The sequence below is a fragment of the Nostoc sp. DSM 114159 genome, assembly GCF_053470285.1.
The window spans coordinates 4,240,251-4,259,516 of sequence record NZ_JBPFEH010000001.1 but is presented as its reverse complement, the minus strand read 5'-3'; the positions used below and the strand labels follow the sequence as shown (position 1 = coordinate 4,259,516).

20 protein-coding genes, 1 pseudogene and 2 riboswitches are annotated in these 19,266 nt (G+C 40.9%); of the genes and pseudogenes, 15 read left to right on the top strand and 6 right to left on the bottom strand.

The window, feature by feature from the left end; genetic code table 11:
- The first annotated feature begins 130 nt into the window (after window positions 1-130).
- The 10 genes and pseudogenes from ACR5KR_RS17625 (at window position 131) to ACR5KR_RS17580 (ending at window position 7,276) form a co-directional block, all read left to right on the top strand.
- Window positions 131-298, top strand: a complete 168-nt coding sequence (locus ACR5KR_RS17625) for a hypothetical protein (RefSeq protein ID WP_448267363.1) — start codon at window positions 131-133, stop codon at window positions 296-298.
- Between the two features lie 274 nt (window positions 299-572).
- Window positions 573-1,403 carry a C1 family peptidase gene (locus tag ACR5KR_RS17620; RefSeq protein ID WP_448267362.1) on the top strand — a complete coding sequence of 277 codons (831 nt, stop codon included), beginning with the start codon at window positions 573-575 and terminating at the stop codon, window positions 1,401-1,403.
- Window positions 1,404-1,517, top strand: a pseudogene (locus tag ACR5KR_RS17615) (peptide chain release factor-like protein); the annotation flags it as partial.
- Window positions 1,518-1,638: 121 nt separating this feature from the next.
- Window positions 1,639-2,788 (top strand): PCRF domain-containing protein gene (locus ACR5KR_RS17610; protein WP_448267361.1). Its coding sequence is split into 2 segments (ribosomal slippage): window positions 1,639-1,713 and window positions 1,715-2,788, totalling 1,149 coding nucleotides; the frame shifts between segments, so codons are not numbered across the junction.
- Window positions 2,789-2,915: 127 nt separating this feature from the next.
- Window positions 2,916-4,038 (top strand): peptide chain release factor 2 gene (prfB, locus tag ACR5KR_RS17605; RefSeq protein ID WP_448267360.1). Its coding sequence is split into 2 segments (ribosomal slippage): window positions 2,916-2,987 and window positions 2,989-4,038, totalling 1,122 coding nucleotides; the frame shifts between segments, so codons are not numbered across the junction.
- 130 nt (window positions 4,039-4,168) lie between these two features.
- The gene (locus ACR5KR_RS17600; protein ID WP_094350437.1) at window positions 4,169-4,324 is read left to right on the top strand and encodes a DUF3285 domain-containing protein; all 156 of its coding nucleotides are present in this window, start codon (window positions 4,169-4,171) and stop codon (window positions 4,322-4,324) included.
- Window positions 4,325-4,451: 127 nt separating this feature from the next.
- Complete coding sequence (ybeY, locus tag ACR5KR_RS17595) at window positions 4,452-4,979, top strand: rRNA maturation RNase YbeY (RefSeq protein ID WP_448270248.1); 528 nt, start codon at window positions 4,452-4,454, stop codon at window positions 4,977-4,979.
- 153 nt (window positions 4,980-5,132) lie between these two features.
- Window positions 5,133-5,588 carry a diacylglycerol kinase family protein gene (locus ACR5KR_RS17590; RefSeq protein WP_445631243.1) on the top strand — a complete coding sequence of 152 codons (456 nt, stop codon included), beginning with the start codon at window positions 5,133-5,135 and terminating at the stop codon, window positions 5,586-5,588.
- Between the two features lie 317 nt (window positions 5,589-5,905).
- Window positions 5,906-6,505: an anthranilate synthase component II gene (locus ACR5KR_RS17585; protein ID WP_445631244.1), complete on the top strand. Its 600-nt coding sequence runs from the start codon at window positions 5,906-5,908 to the stop codon at window positions 6,503-6,505.
- Between the two features lie 3 nt (window positions 6,506-6,508).
- A complete protein-coding gene (locus ACR5KR_RS17580) occupies window positions 6,509-7,276 on the top strand; it encodes an MBL fold metallo-hydrolase (protein WP_448267359.1) in 768 nt (255 codons plus the stop codon).
- Between the two features lie 98 nt (window positions 7,277-7,374).
- On the opposite strand, the gene ACR5KR_RS17575 is transcribed toward ACR5KR_RS17580, so the two are convergent.
- Both ACR5KR_RS17575 and ACR5KR_RS17570 read right to left on the bottom strand, forming a co-directional pair.
- Entirely contained in the window at window positions 7,375-8,616 is a 1,242-nt protein-coding gene (locus tag ACR5KR_RS17575; protein WP_448267358.1) for an FG-GAP repeat domain-containing protein, read from the bottom strand.
- 398 nt (window positions 8,617-9,014) lie between these two features.
- A complete protein-coding gene (locus ACR5KR_RS17570) occupies window positions 9,015-9,482 on the bottom strand; it encodes an NUDIX hydrolase (RefSeq protein WP_448267357.1) in 468 nt (155 codons plus the stop codon).
- A 305-nt stretch (window positions 9,483-9,787) separates the two neighbouring features.
- Here ACR5KR_RS17570 and ACR5KR_RS17565 point away from each other — a divergent pair, with 305 nt between their 5' ends.
- On the top strand, window positions 9,788-11,098 hold the full coding sequence (locus ACR5KR_RS17565; protein WP_448267356.1) for an aminopeptidase P N-terminal domain-containing protein: 1,311 nt from the start codon (window positions 9,788-9,790) through the stop codon (window positions 11,096-11,098).
- A 168-nt stretch (window positions 11,099-11,266) separates the two neighbouring features.
- On the opposite strand, the gene ACR5KR_RS17560 is transcribed toward ACR5KR_RS17565, so the two are convergent.
- Window positions 11,267-12,457 carry a sensor histidine kinase gene (locus tag ACR5KR_RS17560; protein ID WP_445631248.1) on the bottom strand — a complete coding sequence of 397 codons (1,191 nt, stop codon included), beginning with the start codon at window positions 12,455-12,457 and terminating at the stop codon, window positions 11,267-11,269.
- A gap of 415 nt (window positions 12,458-12,872) precedes the next feature.
- A riboswitch (cyclic di-AMP (ydaO/yuaA leader) is annotated at window positions 12,873-13,109 on the top strand.
- A 98-nt stretch (window positions 13,110-13,207) separates the two neighbouring features.
- Here ACR5KR_RS17560 and ntrB point away from each other — a divergent pair.
- The 4 genes from ntrB to ACR5KR_RS17540 all read left to right on the top strand — a co-directional run bounded on the left by ntrB (window position 13,208) and on the right by ACR5KR_RS17540 (window position 17,589).
- Window positions 13,208-14,059: a nitrate ABC transporter permease gene (gene ntrB / locus ACR5KR_RS17555; protein ID WP_448267355.1), complete on the top strand. Its 852-nt coding sequence runs from the start codon at window positions 13,208-13,210 to the stop codon at window positions 14,057-14,059.
- A gap of 87 nt (window positions 14,060-14,146) precedes the next feature.
- A complete protein-coding gene (locus ACR5KR_RS17550) occupies window positions 14,147-15,589 on the top strand; it encodes an ABC transporter substrate-binding protein (RefSeq protein ID WP_448267354.1) in 1,443 nt (480 codons plus the stop codon).
- A gap of 50 nt (window positions 15,590-15,639) precedes the next feature.
- A complete protein-coding gene (locus ACR5KR_RS17545; protein WP_445632082.1) occupies window positions 15,640-16,476 on the top strand; it encodes an ABC transporter ATP-binding protein in 837 nt (278 codons plus the stop codon).
- 16 nt (window positions 16,477-16,492) lie between these two features.
- Window positions 16,493-16,709, top strand: a riboswitch (cyclic di-AMP (ydaO/yuaA leader).
- 259 nt (window positions 16,710-16,968) lie between these two features.
- Window positions 16,969-17,589 carry a universal stress protein gene (locus tag ACR5KR_RS17540; RefSeq protein ID WP_445632083.1) on the top strand — a complete coding sequence of 207 codons (621 nt, stop codon included), beginning with the start codon at window positions 16,969-16,971 and terminating at the stop codon, window positions 17,587-17,589.
- A gap of 465 nt (window positions 17,590-18,054) precedes the next feature.
- On the opposite strand, the gene ACR5KR_RS17535 is transcribed toward ACR5KR_RS17540, so the two are convergent.
- Genes ACR5KR_RS17535 through ACR5KR_RS17525 form a run of 3 tightly spaced genes read right to left on the bottom strand, consistent with a single transcriptional unit; the run spans window position 18,055 to window position 18,766 of the window.
- On the bottom strand, window positions 18,055-18,267 hold the full coding sequence (locus ACR5KR_RS17535; protein WP_445631251.1) for a high light inducible protein: 213 nt from the start codon (window positions 18,265-18,267) through the stop codon (window positions 18,055-18,057).
- Window positions 18,268-18,308: 41 nt separating this feature from the next.
- Window positions 18,309-18,521, bottom strand: coding sequence for a high light inducible protein (locus ACR5KR_RS17530; protein ID WP_445631252.1), 213 nt, complete (start codon window positions 18,519-18,521; stop codon window positions 18,309-18,311).
- 41 nt (window positions 18,522-18,562) lie between these two features.
- Complete coding sequence (locus tag ACR5KR_RS17525) at window positions 18,563-18,766, bottom strand: high light inducible protein (protein ID WP_445631253.1); 204 nt, start codon at window positions 18,764-18,766, stop codon at window positions 18,563-18,565.
- Between the last annotated feature and the right edge of the window lie 500 nt (window positions 18,767-19,266).

Below are 19,266 nucleotides of genomic sequence, written 5' to 3'. Positions count from 1 at the left end.
TGCCAATTTTCACTATTATTTCACGTGGTTAAATACTTCAAGAAAAGTAATAAAATTTAAATATTTTTTTGCATAAAAAGAACTAGGACGATAGATAACCATAACAGCAGAAATCTGAGAGGAAATCACCGTGGATAAAAAAGCAACAGGCTGGATACCAGACTACCCCGATTTTAGAGACTACGGCATAGACGAAATCAATCAGAAATTAATTGTGAATGTTCAAAATATACAGATAAGTAATGATAATGATTTACAAACTAATCTAGAAGAATTATTTAAACTATTCTTAGATTAAATAAAAAATGAATTAAAGGAACCTTCCACAAAAAATTTGTTCCCAAGTTGAAAAACTTTGAGAAAAAAATAAGTAAAGGTTTAAAATTAGTCAACGCCAAGGCTATTAAAGAACAAATATTTTTAGCTCCTGGCCAGAACTCCAATATGAACTAAAGTATTTGGATAAAAACCCAGAATTTCAAAGTGATTTACTACTTCCGATAGAAGGTAATTTACAGGAATCTATCAGAGAAAAACAATAAGATGGCAAGAAGGTAACTGTATATTTATTAATGCCAGAATTTGTAGATTTAAGCTTTTGGTGTTCTCCAATTGAAGACCAAGGCTCATTGGATTCATGTACGGCACATGCTGGTGTTGCTTTAATGGAATACTTTGAGAAAAGAAGTTTTGATAGGTATGTCGATGCTTCTCGGCTTTTCCTTTATAAAGCGACACGTAATCTCATGCATCGTCAAGGTGATGTAGGAGCATCTCTTCGGCAAACTATGCAGGCAATGGCGTTATTTGGCGTACCCCCAGAAGAGTACTGGCCTTATATAGAAGATAAGTTTGATGAGGAACCAACCCCTTTTTGCTACTCTTTTGGTCAAAGTTATCAAGCGCTGAAATATTTCCGCCTAAATCCTCCAGGCACTACAGAATATATACTATTATTGCGAATTAAAGCAGCTTTAGCCGCTGGTTTTCCCTGCGCGTTTGGGTTTACTATGTATTATTCCATTGAGGATTTAAACCCAAGTGGTTATATTCCATATCCAGTTAAAAACGATAAGGTAAAAGGAGGTCACGCTGTTGTTGCAGTTGGCTACGATGACCATAAGATAACAGAGAATGCTGATGCTAGTAGACGATCGCAAGGAGCATTGCTAATTAGAAACTCTTGGGGAACCGATTGGGGTAAAGGGGGGTATGGTTGGCTTCCTTATGACTACGTATTGGAAGGGTTGACAAATGATTGGTGGTCGCTGCTCAAGTCTAAGTGGTTTGAGACAGGACACTTCGGATTAGCAGCAAACAATTTGGGGGGAGGATCTACAGATGACAAACCGCTACACAACCCTAAGCCGCCTAAAAACCCACATTCCGCAACAGAAACATAGGTAAAGATAGTTCACATTCCTGCTGGGATTAGTGTATTTTGTAATCAAGAGCGCAGTCAGATGCGAAACAAAGAGAAAGCCTTGGCTATTCTCAAGAGTAAATTGTTTGCGATGCCTACGGCTGGCTACGCCTACGCACTAGCCCAAGGTGTCTGTTAAATTTTCAGCAACTACGGTTTTTTATCGTTTTAATAGTATAATACGTAGACAAGTTCAGCCTAAAGTGAGTAAAACTATGCTAGAACTCTCAAATATCAAAATCGAAGTAGAAAGGTTGTCTAATATCTTGACCAAAGCTGAAGGCTGTCTTTGACCTGCAAGAACTCAGTGCAAGAATCGAGGACTTGAATCAATTAATTGCTCAACTTACTTTTTGGAATAATTCTGTCACTTTCTATCAAAAACTTCAAGAAATTGAATTCCTCAATGCTAAAAAGAAACAATATCAGCGATCGCACTTCATTTTAGACGAGATCGAGGCTGCACTAGAACTACTAGAATCATACGCTGATGAGGAATTGTGGCAAGAGGTGCAAAGCAACCTTACCCAACTCCAACAAGAACTCGAAACAGCAGAAATACGACAGTTATTGTCTGACACCCACGACAAAAAAGGTGCATTTCTCACTATAACTGCTGCGGTTGGTGGTGTAGATGATGAATATTGGGCATATACGTTGCTGCAAATGTACTGGCGTTGGGCAAAAAGCCACAATTACCAATTAGATGTAGTAGAGATTTCTGATGGAAATGAGGCCGGAATTAAGTATGCAACCTTAGAAATTACAGCACATTGTGCATACGGCTACCTCAAATCAGAAACCGGTACACATCAATTACAGCAAATATCGCCCTTTGATGCTGCTAACAGCTTGCGGACGAGTTTAGCAAGTGTAGAAGTTATCCCAATATTGGATGAGCCTATTGAGTGGGAGATTCCAGAGAAGGATTTGGAAATTACTTGGTATCGCCATCGTGGGAATGTCAACCGCTCACAAACATGGGTGCGGGTGGTTCACGTTGCTACCGGGATTAGTGTATCTTGTAACCAAGAGCGCAGCCAGCTGCAAAACAAAGAGAAAGCCTTAGCTCTTCTCAAGAGTAAACTGTTTGCGATGTCTACGACGGGCTACGCCTACGCACTAGCCCAAAATATCCAGCTTGATGAAATTCAACCCCGACAGATAAAATCTCTATCCAGCAAGCTTATCCGTGAATATATCTTGCATCCTTACACCAAGGTGAAAGATTTACGTACCAATGTAGAAACACCTGCTGCGGCAGAGGTTTTAGATGGTAAAATCGATTTGTTTATCAAAGCCTATCTGCAACAGCTAAATCACACTACTTCAGTAAGTAAAGAAGCGCTTGATAATTTCAAGTAACTTTTCTAACTTAGATTTAAGTAGTGAAGAAAAAATTTGCCCAATTACAGCTAAAATCAAGAAACATAAGTAGAATAAAGAGCAATTTTTTAATCCAAAGCGCTCTATCTATCATTCAGCAAGCATTATGGATGTCCTAGAACTCAAACGCGAAATCGAAACGTTGTCTGGCCGCCTGGGTAAAACCCAGGACTATCTTTGACGTACCTGCACTGACAGCCAAAATTCAAGACCTCGAAAAAATATCAGCTCAACCAGAATTTTGGGATAACCAAACCCAAGCCCAACAAACGCTGCAAGAACTCAACGACCTGAAAGCCCACCTCGAACAATACGATCGCTGGCACGCCAATCTGGAAGATACTAAGGCAGTTGTTGAGTTATTGGAGTTAGAAACTGATGAGGCACTACTCCAAGAAGCCGAATCTACCATCACTAAACTGAATCGTGACCTTGACCAGTGGGAGTTACAACAGTTACTTTCTGGGCCTTATGATGCTGAGGGCGCTGTACTGACGATTAGTGCTGGCGCTGGTGGCACAGATGCTCAAGATTGGGCATTTATGCTGATGCGGATGTACACCCGTTGGGCCGAAGCTCACGGCTATAAGGTAACTTTAGCTGAAGAGTCGGAGGGTGATGAAGCCGGAATTAAATCTGCAACCCTAGAAATTACTGGTCGCTATGCCTATGGTTACTTGCGGTCAGAAATGGGTACACATCGCTTAGTGCGAATTTCACCTTTTAATGCTAACGGCAAGCGCCAAACCAGTTTTGCCGGGGTGGAAGTGATGCCACAGATTGACAACTCTGTGCAATTGGATATTCCAGACAAAGATTTGGAAATCACCACAACTCGCTCTGGTGGTAAAGGTGGGCAAAATGTCAACAAAGTAGAAACTGCGGTGCGGATTGTTCACCTACCCACGGGTATAGCCGTGCGCTGTACAGAAGAGCGATCGCAGCTGCAAAATAAAGAAAAAGCCTTAAATCGCCTCAAAGCAAAGCTGTTGGTCATAGCCAAAGAGCAACGCGCCCAAGAAATAGCTGAAATTCGTGGCGATATGGTAGAAGCCTCTTGGGGAAACCAAATCCGTAACTATGTGTTTCACCCTTACCAAATGGTGAAAGATTTACGTACAAATACGGAAACAACAGCGATTGGCGATGTGATGAATGGCGAACTTGATACATTCATCCAAGCTTATCTGCGCCAAGAAAATAAACTAGTAGAAAATACTTCGGCATAGAGGCGCTCATTCCATAACACCCTGATTACTAAGGCGTTTCATACAGAAACGCCTTAGCAATATATGGGCGATCGCAATTCTATCCCAGACCAACTGTTACAGTTATAAAAGAGTCTGTAGGCAAATAATTATGAGCAACTCACCTTCAACAGAACCTCAACCTAGCTACGTCAAACTCGCCATGCGAAACATGGTGCGCAAGGGTGGAACTTCCCTAAAGCATTTTGGATTGACTGCTGTAGGGCTTTTAGCTCTGCTTGTTGGTCTTGCTTACCTCACTCACTAAGCATTACGCAACTGGTGAGGATTTTTATTAGTCATTAGTCATTTATATTTCAAAGAACAGATGACCAATTGACTTAGGACAGTTTTAACAACAAATCGTAAACCTCAGACAAGGAGACTGTGTGCCCCTGAGAGTTGAACTATATGTGGAGGAGTATTTTTATGAGTTGTCCCCGACAACATCTGTAAAAATTGACGAGACTGATGCCCGAATTACCCCTGAAACTTGGGAAAACTGGTTTAATCACTGGTTGGAAATACTTCACCCTCAGATTCCACCAGCGCCAAGTTATGAAATTGGGCTGCGTTTGACAGATGACTTGCAAATTCAAGAACTGAATGCTCAATATCGTCAGCAAAATAAGCCGACAGACGTTTTAGCCTTTGCTGCTTTGGAGGTGAATTTTCCTCAAAGCAAAGAAATGCTTGCCTCTGTCCCATTATACTTAGGTGATATTATTGTGTCTGTAGATACAGCACAACGCCAAGCTCAACAACAGGAACATAGCTTATCAACTGAGCTAGCTTGGTTAGCTGCTCACGGTTTATTGCATCTGTTGGGCTGGGATCATCCTGATGAAAAAAGTTTGGAGCGAATGTTAAAACAGCAAGTGGGATTGCTGAATGCAATAGGTATTGCTATTGACATTGAATAGCAGTAATTGAAGTATCTCTTAATGTTAATTTTGGGTAATACTTTTATAATACTTCTGTGGAAAATTGCTTAAAGATTGCCTCAAAGTTAATTCTGCCATTAAGATCGGCGAATATTCCCACTGTAGCAACTCTGTTCTTGTGTTTTTAAGTCTATGTCCCAAAAAATTTCTCCATCACCAACGCCTACCTCGTTACAAACACTGGTGTCTAACGAACGGGAATTCTCCTGGAAAGTAGCCTCTAATTTATTTATTAGTTTTAAATATGCTTGGGCTGGAATCAGCTATAGTTTTCAAACTCAACGTAATTTTCGCATCCACGTAAGTGTTTGTGCAATGGCGATCGCTTTAAGCGTTTTTTTGCATCTGCAAGCGGTGGAAATAGCGGTAATTGGTATAACTAGTGGTTTAGTTTTAGCATTAGAGTTACTAAATACAGCACTTGAGTCTGTTGTGGACTTAACCGTTAAGCAGACATACCATGATTTGGCAAAAATTGCTAAAGATTGTGCGGCTGGTGCAGTACTTGTCTCTGCTTTCGTAGCGATGCTAGTAGCAGGTACGCTATTGCTCCCTCCTCTAGTAAGGTTAATTATATCGGCTTTGTAGACGTAATTTAGGCATCGCTAAGTGACTCATTAAGAGAATCACACTCTGTCCGAATTCCCTTTGCAGAATATATTCAAAATTTAAATCGTGCGATGTCTACAATGGTCACTGAAGCTCACTCGAAGTGCGGTCTACGCCAACGCGCCAAGCATCCTGGCTAAAGGATTTGGATAATCTTTAGAAAGTAGCCGTAGAGTAGCCGCTTTATACTTACACGTCTACGTCAGCATTATTTTTACACCTAATGAACAAATAGCATGAGATACTTATCTATGCTTTTTACAACTGATGAGTGGTAAAACCAGGAGTGATAAGCTTTGATTATAGTTATCGACAATTACGATAGTTTTACATATAATTTAGTGCAGTACTTGGGAGAATTAGCATCAGAGTTCCCAGTGGCAGATGACATTAAAGTTTTTCGTAACGACAAGATATCCATAGACGAAATTCAGGCATTAAAACCAGAAGCTGTAGTTATTTCTCCTGGGCCTGGTCGCCCGGAAGATGCCGGCATTTCTTTAGAATTGATTGAACAGCTAGGACAAGAATTACCAATTTTGGGTGTCTGTTTGGGACATCAAGGCATTGGTCAAGTATTCGGTGGTAAAATAATTCCTGCTCCAGAGTTGATGCATGGCAAAACCTCTCAGGTGTCTCACACTGGAGTGGGGGTTTTCCGGGGATTAGAAAATCCTCTGACCGCCACCAGGTATCATAGTTTGGTAATCGAACGTGAGACTTGCCCAGATGTGTTAGAAATCACCGCTTGGGTTGAAGATAACACCATTATGGGAGTGCGACACCGGAACTATCCTCACATTCAGGGCGTCCAGTTTCACCCAGAGAGTGTCCTGACATCTTCAGGAAAACAGTTATTGCGAAATTTTCTGGAACAGTTACACTCAAGAGCATAATTAATGAAACGACGACAGTTGATGGGCTATGCTGGGGCGGGGTTGGTAACAGCTTTAGTTACTACCTTGGGTTCTGAATCTCAAGCTGACGCACAATCTAGCGGTTTATCAGTTCAGTGGTTGGGTCATACTTGCTTTCTTTTTACTGGTGGTGGTGCGAAAGTTCTCGTCAATCCATTTCGGTCAATCGGTTGCACAGCTGGGTATCGTCCCCCAAAAGTTGCAGCAGATTTGGTTCTGATTAGCAGCCAACTGTTAGATGAAGGTGCTGTGGATGTATTACCGGGAAATGCAAAACTCATCTACGAACCAGGAGTTTATGAGTTTAAAGGCATTAAATTCCAAGGAATTGCCATAGACCACGATCGCAAAGGTGGTAAGCAGTTTGGCTCAAATACTGCTTGGAGTTGGAAGCAAGGCGGAATTAATATCCTACACTTAGGCGGGGCTGCTGCACCCATTTCTATTGAGCAAAAAATCCTGATGGGGCGTCCCGATGTGGCATTTATTCCAGTGGGAGGCAGTGCAAAAGCCTACAATGCTGAAGAAGCAAAGCAGGCTGTTCAAGTATTAAATCCCAAGTTAGTGATTCCGACTCATTACCGGACACAGGCTGCTGATGCTGCTAAATGCGATCTTTCACCACTAGATAATTTTCTGACCTTGATGCAAGGTATGAAAGTGCGGCGTAGCAATGGAGATAGTATTTCTATTAGCCCTAAAGATTTGCCGGAGAATAGCGAGATTCAAGTTTTAAGTTACAAATTTTGAATAAAGGGAACTGGGAAAAAAGCAGGGGAAGCAGGGATAAAATCATGACTCCTGCCTCCATCTCCTGAATTCAGAATTCAGAATTCTGAATTCTGATTTTAGAACGTATACCACTCTCCGGTCAGCTTATCTGCGTCGCTGATGGGATTATCAACTGCTGTCGTTTCATTTATAGTCCAAATGGTGTCTGTACCTGCTGTCTGATCGCGCCAGTAGATATCAGTCTTGCCATCGCCGTTGAAATCGCCAAGTGATGGTGTCAAGGCTGCGTTATTAGCTGGTAAGAAAGCTTCAGTTGCAACTGTTGTGCCATCCATCAACCAAGCAGTATTCTCACCTGTGGTTCCATTGTGCCAGAAGATATCAGTCTTGCCATCACCGTTGAAATCGCCAATTTTGGAAGTCCAGGCTGGGTCAAGTGTCTTTAAAGCACCTTCTGTGACTAAAATGCCATTCATCGTCCAAACCTTGTTCTCACCAGTTTGAGCGTTTCTCCACAGAATGTCTGTCTTAAAGTCACCATTGAAATCACCAAGGCTAGGAGTCCAGGCGGCATCTTGTGATTGTAGAGCAAAGTCAGTCTTTTGCGTACCATCCATAAACCAAGCGACGTTATCGCCAGTTGTCTGATTGCGCCAGAAGATGTCACTCTTACCATTGCCGTCGAAATCAACAATGGTAGGAGTATACGCTGCGTCTGTAGTGTCTAAAACAGTTGCATTCAGAACTGTAGTGCCATCCATCTCCCAAATAGCATTCTCGCCAGTTGTGGTATTATGCCAGAAGATATCGGTTTTGCGATCGCCATTGAAATCGCCAATCTGAGGAGTCCAAGCTGGATCGACGCTACTTAAAGCAGCCGCACTACCAACTTTGGTGCCATCCATCAGGACAACGCTATTCTCACCGGTTGTCTTATTGCGTAATAAGAAGTCGGTTTTGCCATCACCATTGAAGTCAGCAATTTTGTAATCATAGGCGGATAGGTCAAATTGACCCAAAGAACCCTGTTCGATAACTTTTGTGCCATCCATCAACCGAATGATAATCTCACCTGTTGAAGAATTGACCCAAACTTTGTCTGTTTTACCATCACCGTTAAAGTCAGGAGTAATCGCCGCACTAGTTAAGTAAGGATTAGGATTGGGATTTGCTGATGTTTTAACAGGCACAGTTATCGGTTGACTTTCTAGTGCTAGCGAAGAACTCTTATTTCCAAACCCTAAATCATAATTTAAACTCTTCAGAGAAGTTGTCAAGATTTCTGATTTTGCAAAAGACTCTGATGCTAATCGAGATGTATTCAAAGCTAAGGGTGAGGAATTTTGATTTACAGGCATGGTGAATTTTTATTATTGGCTGTCATATTTTTTTAACTTTTTTTGCCAATCTCTTTCTGTAACGAAATAACATTTACCTGGTTTTCAAACTTTTTTTATAACTATTTTTTATTTATTAATGTCACTCTTTGAAGATAAATCTTTGTTTGTTTTAAACTATTATTCTAAAATTTTCAAGTTCTATATAAGCATTTGCAAAATATATTTTGTAATTAATATATGATTATTTATATATAAAAATGATTGTTTTATCTACTTTCTTTGACATTTGAAGGTTGTATAAAAAATCTATCTACGAATTTGATCTATAATTAGATAGGCTTAATTAAGATAGAAGCGATCGCTACATTATTCCTAACATATTTTGTATAATCTTAATTTGTTTCATTGACACTTTCTTAAGTAATAACTGAATCCTGACTAGTTTTTATTTTGTGAACAAGCTTAGATAAAAAATAACCTTGACCACCGGCTAGTCTTAAATCTGAGCTATCTAATTTAACCCAAGAAAAATCAAAGGCTATAGGGTTTTTGCTCGTACTTGGATGTATTTCCCAATGCCGCCAAGTAGATGGTGTAGGCTGAATTAATTCGAGATGATAAACATAACGTTCTTGAATTTCATTACGATAGGGAGTCATATTGTATTGATAAATACCTAATAACTCAATAATGCGAACTCCCTTAATACCAGATTCTTCATAAATTTCCCGCAGTACAGCTTCAGATGGCTCTTCACTTTCTTCAACTGTACCAGCAGGTACTTGCACACCAGCTTCAGGAAAGTCAGTATGTGTAAACACCATTAATTCATCTTTGTTGGTTACGTAAGCGATCGCTTTTTTTATTAAGGGTTGAGTAGACATATTTTTTACTGTGTGTTGCTAAATTTATAAAATACCAAAGTTTGTATAAAATCAACGTTTAAAACTTATTTAACTTCATAAATATCCTAAAATCTTCGATAACAACAAGATACCCGACTTCTTTTAGAAGTCGGGTATCTGAGTCTTTCGAGATAATTGATTATTCTCCACTGATTTATCAGTTGAGTGGAAACAAATATTGGTTAGAATAACTTAGATTAGCAGCTATTAAGAGGCATCATCTGTGCATTTGTTAGTCGCTAAAAGTGTCAAATACTACAATACTTTTTAAAAGTACATCAACTATGCAAGCAGAATATCGGCAGCGTCGCGAGCAATTAATGGCAAAAATTGGTGATGGAACAGCCATTTTTTGCAGTGCGCCAATGGCAGTGATGCACAACGATGTCGAGTATGTTTATCGCCAAGAAAGTGATTTTTTTTACTTGACTGGTTTCAATGAACCACAAGCAGTAGCAGTGTTAGCGCCGCATCATGCAGAACATCGGTTTGTGCTGTTTGTCCAACCGAAGGATCGCGAAAAAGAAGTATGGACTGGTTATCTTTGTGGGGTAGATGCAGCCAAGGAAATTTATGGTGCTGATGAAGCGTATCCCATTAAAGAATTAGATGAAAAGTTACCGCAGTATTTAGAAAAAGCCAGCCGGATTTACTATCACTTAGGACGCGATCGCAATTTTAACGATCAAATCCTGAAACATTATCAAAGTTTACTGCGGACTTATCCGAAGCGCGGTACTGGGCCGATCGCTATTGAAGATACTGGCCCTGTTCTCAACAGCATGAGATTGCTCAAAAGCGAAGCTGAGTTGGAATTGATGCGTCAAGCAGCTGCGATCGCCACCGAAGCACACAATTACGCCCAAGAAATCGCCGCGCCGGGACGTTATGAGTACGAAATCCAAGCGGAGATGGAACGCATCTTTCGAGTCCGGGGTGGAATGGGACCTGCTTATCCTTCGATTGTGGCATCTGGTGTCAATGCTTGCGTACTCCATTACATTGAAAATAATCGTCAAATGCAGGATGGAGAATTACTGCTAATTGATGCCGGTTGTGCTTACGGTTATTACAACTCGGATATTACCCGGACATTTCCGGTTGGAGGTAAGTTTACGCCAGAACAAAAGACATTGTATGAGATTGTTTTGGAGGCGCAAAAACAAGCGATCGCTCAAGTCCAACCAGGTAATCCTTTCAAGTTAGTTCACGATACAGCAGTGCGCGTTCTCACAGAAGGTTTAGTCGAACTTGGCATCCTCAAAGGTGAAATTGATAAGTTAATTGAAGAAGAGAAATATAAACCATATTATATGCATCGCACCAGTCATTGGTTAGGTTTGGATGTTCATGATGTCGGTGTTTATCAGCATGGTGAAGACAAACCACAGATTTTACAACCAGGTCAAATTTTGACAGTGGAACCAGGATTATATATTGTGCCAGATACCAAACTAGCAGAAGACCAGCCACAGACCGATCCTCAATGGGTTGGGATTGGCATTCGGATTGAAGATGATGTGTTAGTTACACCTGGAGGACATGAGGTGTTAACTGCGGGGGTTCCCAAAGAAATAGATGAAATAGAAAAATAAAAAATGGAGATGATGCCAACCATCTGTAAGATACGTTTGTAAAGCACCGACGATTGTAAATCGCTGTTAATACGGACAAAACCCACAGAGGTGGATTTGAAATCCTTAATTTAGTATTAGTCCACGTAGGTGGACTTTGCTTTGTGTAGCCGCGACTTCCAGTCGCTTTTAAAGCTCCACTTCTAAAGGAAAAATCGCGGTGAAAGTAGAGCCAACGCCTACCTGGGAGGCTAGGTTAATTTGACCTTGCAATAGTTTTACTAAACGTGAGACGATCGCTAATCCCAATCCTGTACTATCAGGAAGATAGGGGCGATCGCTAGAACTGACGCGAAAGTAGGGTTCAAATATTTGGCCTTGGTTTTCGGGTGCAATGCCAATTCCAGTGTCAGAAACTGCGATCGCCCATCTCTGCTTCTCCAACACCTGACACATGATGATAATAGTCCCCGACTCTGTATAACGAATCGCATTACTAAGAAGATTTGTAACAATTTGTTGCAACTGAAAAGAATCTGTGATTAATTTTTCAGGGATGCGATCGCAATCGACTACAATTTGTAAATTTTTTCCCGCAGCTAAAGGTTCCAACATTTGACAGATATTATCGATTAATTCCCGCACATCGGTAGGCGCTAATTGGATTTTTATCTGTCCTGCCTCATAGCGGGAAAGTTCTAGTACATCATTGATTAAATGGAGTAACTGTCTACCATTGCGTAGTACCCGCTCAATATGTTCTAAATTAGTATAGTTGTCTTTTATATCAGCCTTTCGTCGTTGTTGGCGTAAAAACAGATCCGAATAACCAATAATAGAAGTTAGAGGATGTTTTAATTCGTGGGCTAGTTGAGAAAGATACTCTTGATTGGCGGTAATTAACCGCGTTAGTTCCTCATTATGGAGCCTTAGTGATGCTTGCAACTGCTGTAATTCCCGCAAGCGTTCCTCAACATAACTCTTGAAACATCGAGCGATCGCTTCGTCTAGGATAGCGTCAATCAAACGCATAGAACGAATTATCTCTACAGGTGTTCCCTCCAATAAATCTGCTTGTAGAGCATCAAGTATTATTGTTCGCAGCAGATGATATTCTCTAGCGATTTCTGCTGGATCAAAGCCTTGTTCGGCACGAATAGCTCCATGCTGAAAACTGGCAGTAACTATTGACTGAATATCATTATCCTGAAATTTTGAAAGCACTGTCACCATAGCTTTCAAAACATCAGGGACGTGATCCTTTACCGCTGTATAAGATAGATCGTCAGCACTTTCAATCCGTCTATCCTTGCGAACCGCTAAAATCCATTTATCGACGATGCTATCCGTTTTCTCAGCCAGTACTTGACTAAAATCCATTATGTTAAATTCAGCTAAAAGATAGATGAGTAAACTTCCATATCCAATTAGTTTAGCGAGTGCAGTGGATTTTTACCAAATTTAACAATTTAGTTCACCTATCAAAAGGAATAGATTATATATGTTATTTTATTTGCTAATTAAGTAGCCGTATATAAAATTTTATCAGTATCTTTGTTTTCTATTAAAAAATATTAATTAAGCACGTAATATTCTTGATACTGGACTTGAATATATTGTTTAGCTGGCTGTGCAAGGAGTTCACTCACAACACAACTAGAAATTTTAGTAGTATTTAATACTAAAGACTAGTTGGTAATACTTGATCTAAGTATTAAAATAAACAATATTTTTCATAAGATAGATGGCTTTTACTGAGGATCGATGTTATATTGTGCATAATTTAGTATCCATTAGAGTAAGTCAGCCTAATTCGGCGTGTCACAGTGCATAACGCTGGAGCGGAGGAACCAAATTGTGGGGCGTATCTCATAGAAAGTGAGGAGTTGGAAGTAAGGAGTTAGAAGTTAGTTTACTAAATACTTAAATTTGTAACTCATAACTTATAACTCATAACTCATAACTTTCTTGTGAAGGGCATCTCTCAGCCCTAGCCCGTCAGCTAACTTCGTAGGCATTGAGAGGAGACTGAAGAGACGGCATTATTTATGATGTTCCGATCTCATCGGTGTCCAAGGCTGGTACTGCTCGGATTTTTTGTACCTGCACTTAAATCTGTTGAGGTCGTAAATGATATTTCAACTAAATTTGGCTGCGATCGCCGCGATCGCTGGACAAGCTGCTTGGAAAAAAACAAAACCTGTTATTGTTAGGGATGTTTTCTTTCTACCTATATTGGGTTTCTTGGGAATAATTGTGTTGTGGTGGATTGTTGCACTTGCCAACCATGAATTGATGCCCACCCCACCAGAAGCTTTAATCGCTAATCTCGACTACATTTTAAATCCCTTCTATGAGCGAGGTCCAGGCAACTTAGGAATTGGTTGGTTGTTAATAGCAAGTCTGCGCCGGGTATTAATAGGCTTTTTGTTGGGTGCGGTAGTAGCGATTCCTCTGGGGTTTCTAATTGGCATGTCCAAATCGGCAATGCTAGCGCTCAATCCGATCGTGCAAATTTTTAAACCTGTATCGCCCCTAGCTTGGCTACCCATCGCCTTAGCAATTTTCAATTTAGCAGATCCTTCAGCCATTTTTGTCATCTTTATTACCTCTTTATGGCCAACAATTATTAATACCGCCTTAGGAGTTTCTAGCGTTCCCCAAGATTATTTAGATGTAGCACGAGTCATCGAAATGCCCCGTTGGCGACGGATTACAAAAATAATTTGGCCTGCAAGCTTGCCGTATATTTTTACAGGTTTACGAATTAGTTTAGGCATAGCTTGGCTAGTAATCGTCGCTGTGGAAATGCTTACAGGCGGTATTGGTATCGGCTTCTTTGTCTGGGATGAATGGAGTCGCTTAAACCTGAGTTCAGTCTTTTTAGCTGTGTTGGTAATTGGTGTAACTGGGTTAATTCTGGATTATGCCGTGGGCATAATCCAAGGATTAGTAACCCATCGTCCTAAAACTTCCAACTAACAAAATTAGCCTGCTATCAAAACAGCAAGATTTAACGAGACTCTGCGCCTGAAGCGTGAGCAATTAATCACCAATGGAGCTACAAGAATGGGTGATATTAACTGGACTCGACGAGATTTTATCAAGGGAATAGGAGCAACAACGGCGGGAATGGCGCTGTCTTCCTGTGGCATTTCAGGAGATAGATCGGCCAAAGGATTGACCGAAGAAGCCTTAGCTGTGCAACCAGTAGTTAAAAGCAGCGACCTAGAAAAACCCGATCTTACAGTTGGTTACGTTCCCGTTAATGATTGTGCGCCATTTGCGATCGCCTGGAAAAAAGGCTTCTTCCGCAAATATGGTTTGAACGTTACACTCAACCGCGAAGCCAGTTGGGCCACCTCCCGCGACGGTGTAATTTTTGGTCGCCTGGATGCTTCGCCCGTGGTATCTGGTGCCGTCACCAACGCCAGAATTGGTGCTGAAGGCGCACGCCACGCTCCCTTGTGTGCAGCCATGACCATCCATCGCCACGGTAATGCCATGACAATGGACAAAGCCATGTGGGATTTTGGGCTGCGTCCGTGGTACGAATACCAAGAACAATATGGTGATGGCGCGCTAGAAGCCTTTGGGCGCGATTTTCGAGGCTACTTTGACAAGCAACCGCCAGAAGGAAAAGTTTGGGCAGTAGTGCTGAGTTCGGCTATTTATGAATACTTTGTCCGCTACCTATCCGCTGCTGCTGGTGTCGATCCGCTTAAGGAGTTTCGGATCATCATCGTTCCGCCACCCCAAATGGTAACAAACGTGCGGATTGGTGCCATGCAAGCTTACATGGTTGCAGAACCTTGGAATACACGAGCAATAACAGGTAACGAAAACATCGGCTTTACCTTTGCACAAGGTAAAGAAGTCTGGTTGGGACACCCAGATCGTTTGTTGGGCGTGATGGAATCTTTCATTGACAAATATCCCAAAACCTATCGTTCTCTAGTCAAGGCAATGATTGAAGCTTGCCAATATTGCAGCAAAGTAGAAAACCGTCAAGAAGTAGCCGAACTGCTTACAGAACGTTCCTTTACAGGTGCAAGACCCAAAAAGAAAGATGCCCCTATCGCAAAATTTACAAGTCCGGGAATTCTCGGCAACTATAACTATGGCGGCTTTGACGGCAAAGACCGCACCATCGAAGCCGCTGACACCACGATTTTCTTCGATATTCCTGACAACCTTCCAAAACAGCCAGGAGAACACTCCACATTCTTATGGAGATCGAGAAGTATCTGGTTGATGACACAAGCAGCGCGGTGGGGACAAATCAAGCAATTCCCCAAAAATGCCGAGAAACTAGCAGAACTTGGCTGGAGAGCAGATTTATATCGGGAGATAGCATCGGAAATGGGCATTCAATGTCCCAAGGATGATTACAAGGTCGAACCACCAGAGGTATTTATAGATAAGAAAGGCTTCGACCCCAGCGATCCGGTGGGTTATCTGAATAGTTTTGCCATCAGGGCTAACGCTCCCACTCGTTTTTTCATGTCTTAATTCCCAAGTTCAAATATTGATTGACTAAATTATTTCCGGAGCCTTTGATGATGGAATATACCTCATTACCTATTAATACCCAGACCGAAGTTATACCCCGCGCTGGATTTTTAGAAATTGAAAATTTAGTCAAGTCTTATCCGACACCTGATAAAGATAACTTTGTCGTTTTAGATAAAGTCAATTTAACGATTGATGAAGATGAATTTATTTCTGTAATTGGTCACTCAGGTTGTGGGAAATCAACTCTCATAAAGATAGTAGCTGGTTTAGAAAAAGCAACTTCCGGTTCAGTCAGGCTAGATGGAAAAGAAATTCGTGAGCCAGGAGCCGAAAGGATGATGGTATTTCAGAACTATTCGCTGTTACCTTGGTTAACAGTGCGAGAAAATGTCCGTTTAGCCGTAGATGAAGTGCTAAAAAATGCTAATCGTGCCGAGAAAATTAGCATTGTAAATGAACACTTGGCAATGGTAAACTTGACGGCGGCGGCTGACAAATATCCTGATGAAATTTCTGGAGGTATGAAACAAAGAGTAGGTATTGCCAGAGCCTTAGCTATTCGTCCCAAAATGTTGCTGATGGATGAACCTTTTGGGGCACTAGATGCACTAACTCGTGGGAAATTACAGCGGCAGGTATTGGATATTTGGGAAAATAATCGTCAAGCAGTGATGATGATTACCCACGATGTAGAGGAAGCAATTTATATGTCCGATCGCCTCGTTTTGATGACCAATGGGCCAGCTGCTAATATCGGGGAGATTTTAGAAGTTCCTTTTGAGCATCCACGCGATCGCGCCGCTATGCGAAACTCAAAAGAGTATTTTGAACTCCGCAACCACGCCTTAAATTTCCTCGATCGATATTTTGCCCAAGACGAGTAAATTAGATTATCATTTTTTTAGCGGGTAGCCTAATTCAAATCCATGAAAGCTGCATTTGGAACGGAGGAACCATATTGTGTGTGGGGCGTATCTCATAGAAAATGAGGAGTTAAGAGTCAGAAGTTAATAATTATTAATATTAACTCAGCACTCAGCACTCAGCACTCTTAAGAGAGAGACACCTTCCAGTCTTAGCCCGTCAGCTAACTCCGTAGGCAATGGAAGGAACCCCCAAAACCTTGGCTGTAATACAGTTATTATTGGGGTTTCCTTGACTAATTTAAGATTTGAAATTTTGGTTATCGTCACTCAATCTAAAATCCTTCGATGGTTCCTGAGCGAAGTCGTACCCCTCCGGGGAAGCAAGGCTACGCGTAGCGTCCCGCAGGGAAGGACTGAGCCTAGCCGAAATTCAAAATATAAAATTGGTCGCCCTGCTTCTCATTGCTAATTCATTTCATTAGGAGAAGTAAAGCTGTGCAAATTAAGCCAATGTTAGCACGTCTGCAAAGTGCCACAGGCCGAGATGACTTAATTGAACAAATGGTACTGTTGCCACAACCAAACAAACCTTTTTCTAAAAAACCTCAAAAGGCGAAAGCAATTAATCTAATTGTTGCTTATGATGCATCTCCCAACAGTCATACGGCATTAGATATTGCCTTTTGGATTGCCCATCAAACACGTTTGGCCACCAATACAGAAGTTACAGTTCAAGCCGTTTATGTAGTGGAAAATAATCAAAGCAATCAGTATCCAAATATCTTGAGTTTTCCCCAACAACAATCTTCATTAGAATGTGAAGTTAGTGAAGTATCAAAGTCTGTCACACAGGTATTGACTCAACCTAAATTACAGACAGCGATCGCTCCTCTACAACAAGCAGATATAATTCTCTGGCAAGCCCGGAGTTTGGCTGAAGAATGGCAGGGTTCTTTCAAATCTCATTTGCGGTTTGGCTGCATTTCTACAGAACTTAGCAAAGTTGTTGAATCAGAAGCGGCTGATATTCTGTTTCTAGGTTGTAACTCTGTCAATCATCCAATGATTGAAGCTCTAGGTTCTAATTTTCCCTGTGCTGTTTTGGGTATTCCCAGTAGTATTGATGAATAATCACTCTTTAAAATTTCAGTAATTTTTGTCAAATTTTGATCGTAGAAAAGTCACCTAGTTGTAAGTGACTTTTTTGCTACTCAATAAATAAACTTCCATAAGTAGTATGTGGAAAACTGGCAAGCATTTATAGAAGCCAATGCAATACTGCTAAGGCTAAAAAATAAAAACCTGTAGGTTGGGTTGAAGAACAAAACCCAACCTACGAATTAACAATCTTGGTAAATTTGCCAAATTGGTGCAATCTTGTACCGTCTCTGAATGGGAAGCGCTATAAGCACTTAAGTGCTTACTACAAACATATCTTAACCTGTGATAATGTTTGTGGCAGACGACTAGCAGTCTGGCAACCCAAAAATGCTGGGTGAGTGCTGGGGAAAGGGAAAAGGGTAAAGGGTAAGGGATTTAAACCCTTTCCTCCTTCCCCCTTCCCCTTTACCCCGCTTGCGTTCGCTTGGCGAACTACTAGTAGCTAATCAGATGTAAAACGTCGCGCAGGACACTATAACCAGCCAAATCCCAAAGCAAATAGGCTAGAAAGCCAATTGCTGCCAAACGACCATTCCAAATTTCTGCTTGAGGAGTCCAGCCAAACAAAAATGCATTCCGGTCTATGCCGTTGTATTCCGGTGCAACAACTGGTAAATCAGTAGAAGGACGAGTTTCTTGAGTTGCCATTTTTTTCTCCAATATCTAATAGGTTTTTAGGTGTTTAGTTTCTAGTAGCCAATCAGATGTAAAACGTCACGCAAGACGCTATAACCAGCTAAATCCCAAAGCAAATAGGCAACAAAGCCAATAGCCGCCAAGCGACCATTCCAAATTTCTGCTTGAGGAGTCCAACCAAACAAAAATGCATTCCGGTCTATGCCGTTGTATTCCGGTGCAACAACTGGTAAATCAGTAGAAGGACGAGTTTCTTGAGTTGCCATTTTTTTCTCCAATATCTAATAGGTTTTTAGGTGTTTAGTTTCTAGTAGCCAATCAGATGTAAAACGTCACGCAAGACGCTATAACCAGCTAAATCCCAAAGCAAATAGGCAACAAAGCCAATAGCCGCCAAGCGACCATTCCAAATTTCTGCTTGAGGAGTCCAACCAAACAAAAATGCATTCCGGTCTATGCCGTTGTATTCCGGTGCAACAACTGGTAAATCAGTAGAGGAACGAGTTTTCATTGTTTTTTCCTTCCTAATCAAGTTGGTTTTTATTCTTTAAATGCTCTCGTAACCAATCAAGTACAAAACTCACTCTATAGCCAACTAAATCCCAAATTAAATAGGCAAGAAAGCCAATCATTGCAAAACGACTGTTTAAAATTTAGGCTTGAGGAGTCTAATCAAACAGAAAATCATTGCGAGCGCAACTATTATATTCTGTTGATATTATTGGCAAATTTTTAGAAAAAGGAGTTGCCATTTCCTTGCCTCAACAATTCGTTTGTTAACTTTAATGTAGCTATTAATAACTAGAATGCTTTCTGTCTATAGGCATAAAAGACAAGCACTTCTGCTGACCGATGCTCAAACGTATTATTATAAATAAATCCACCTAGAGAGGGTGATATAAATAGATATTTAAAGAAATCTAAACTCTTTAAAAGTAAACTATTTTGAAAATAGAGTTACTCACTATAAATTAAACAATTAAAATTAAAATTAGCAGTAAGTAAGTAAAA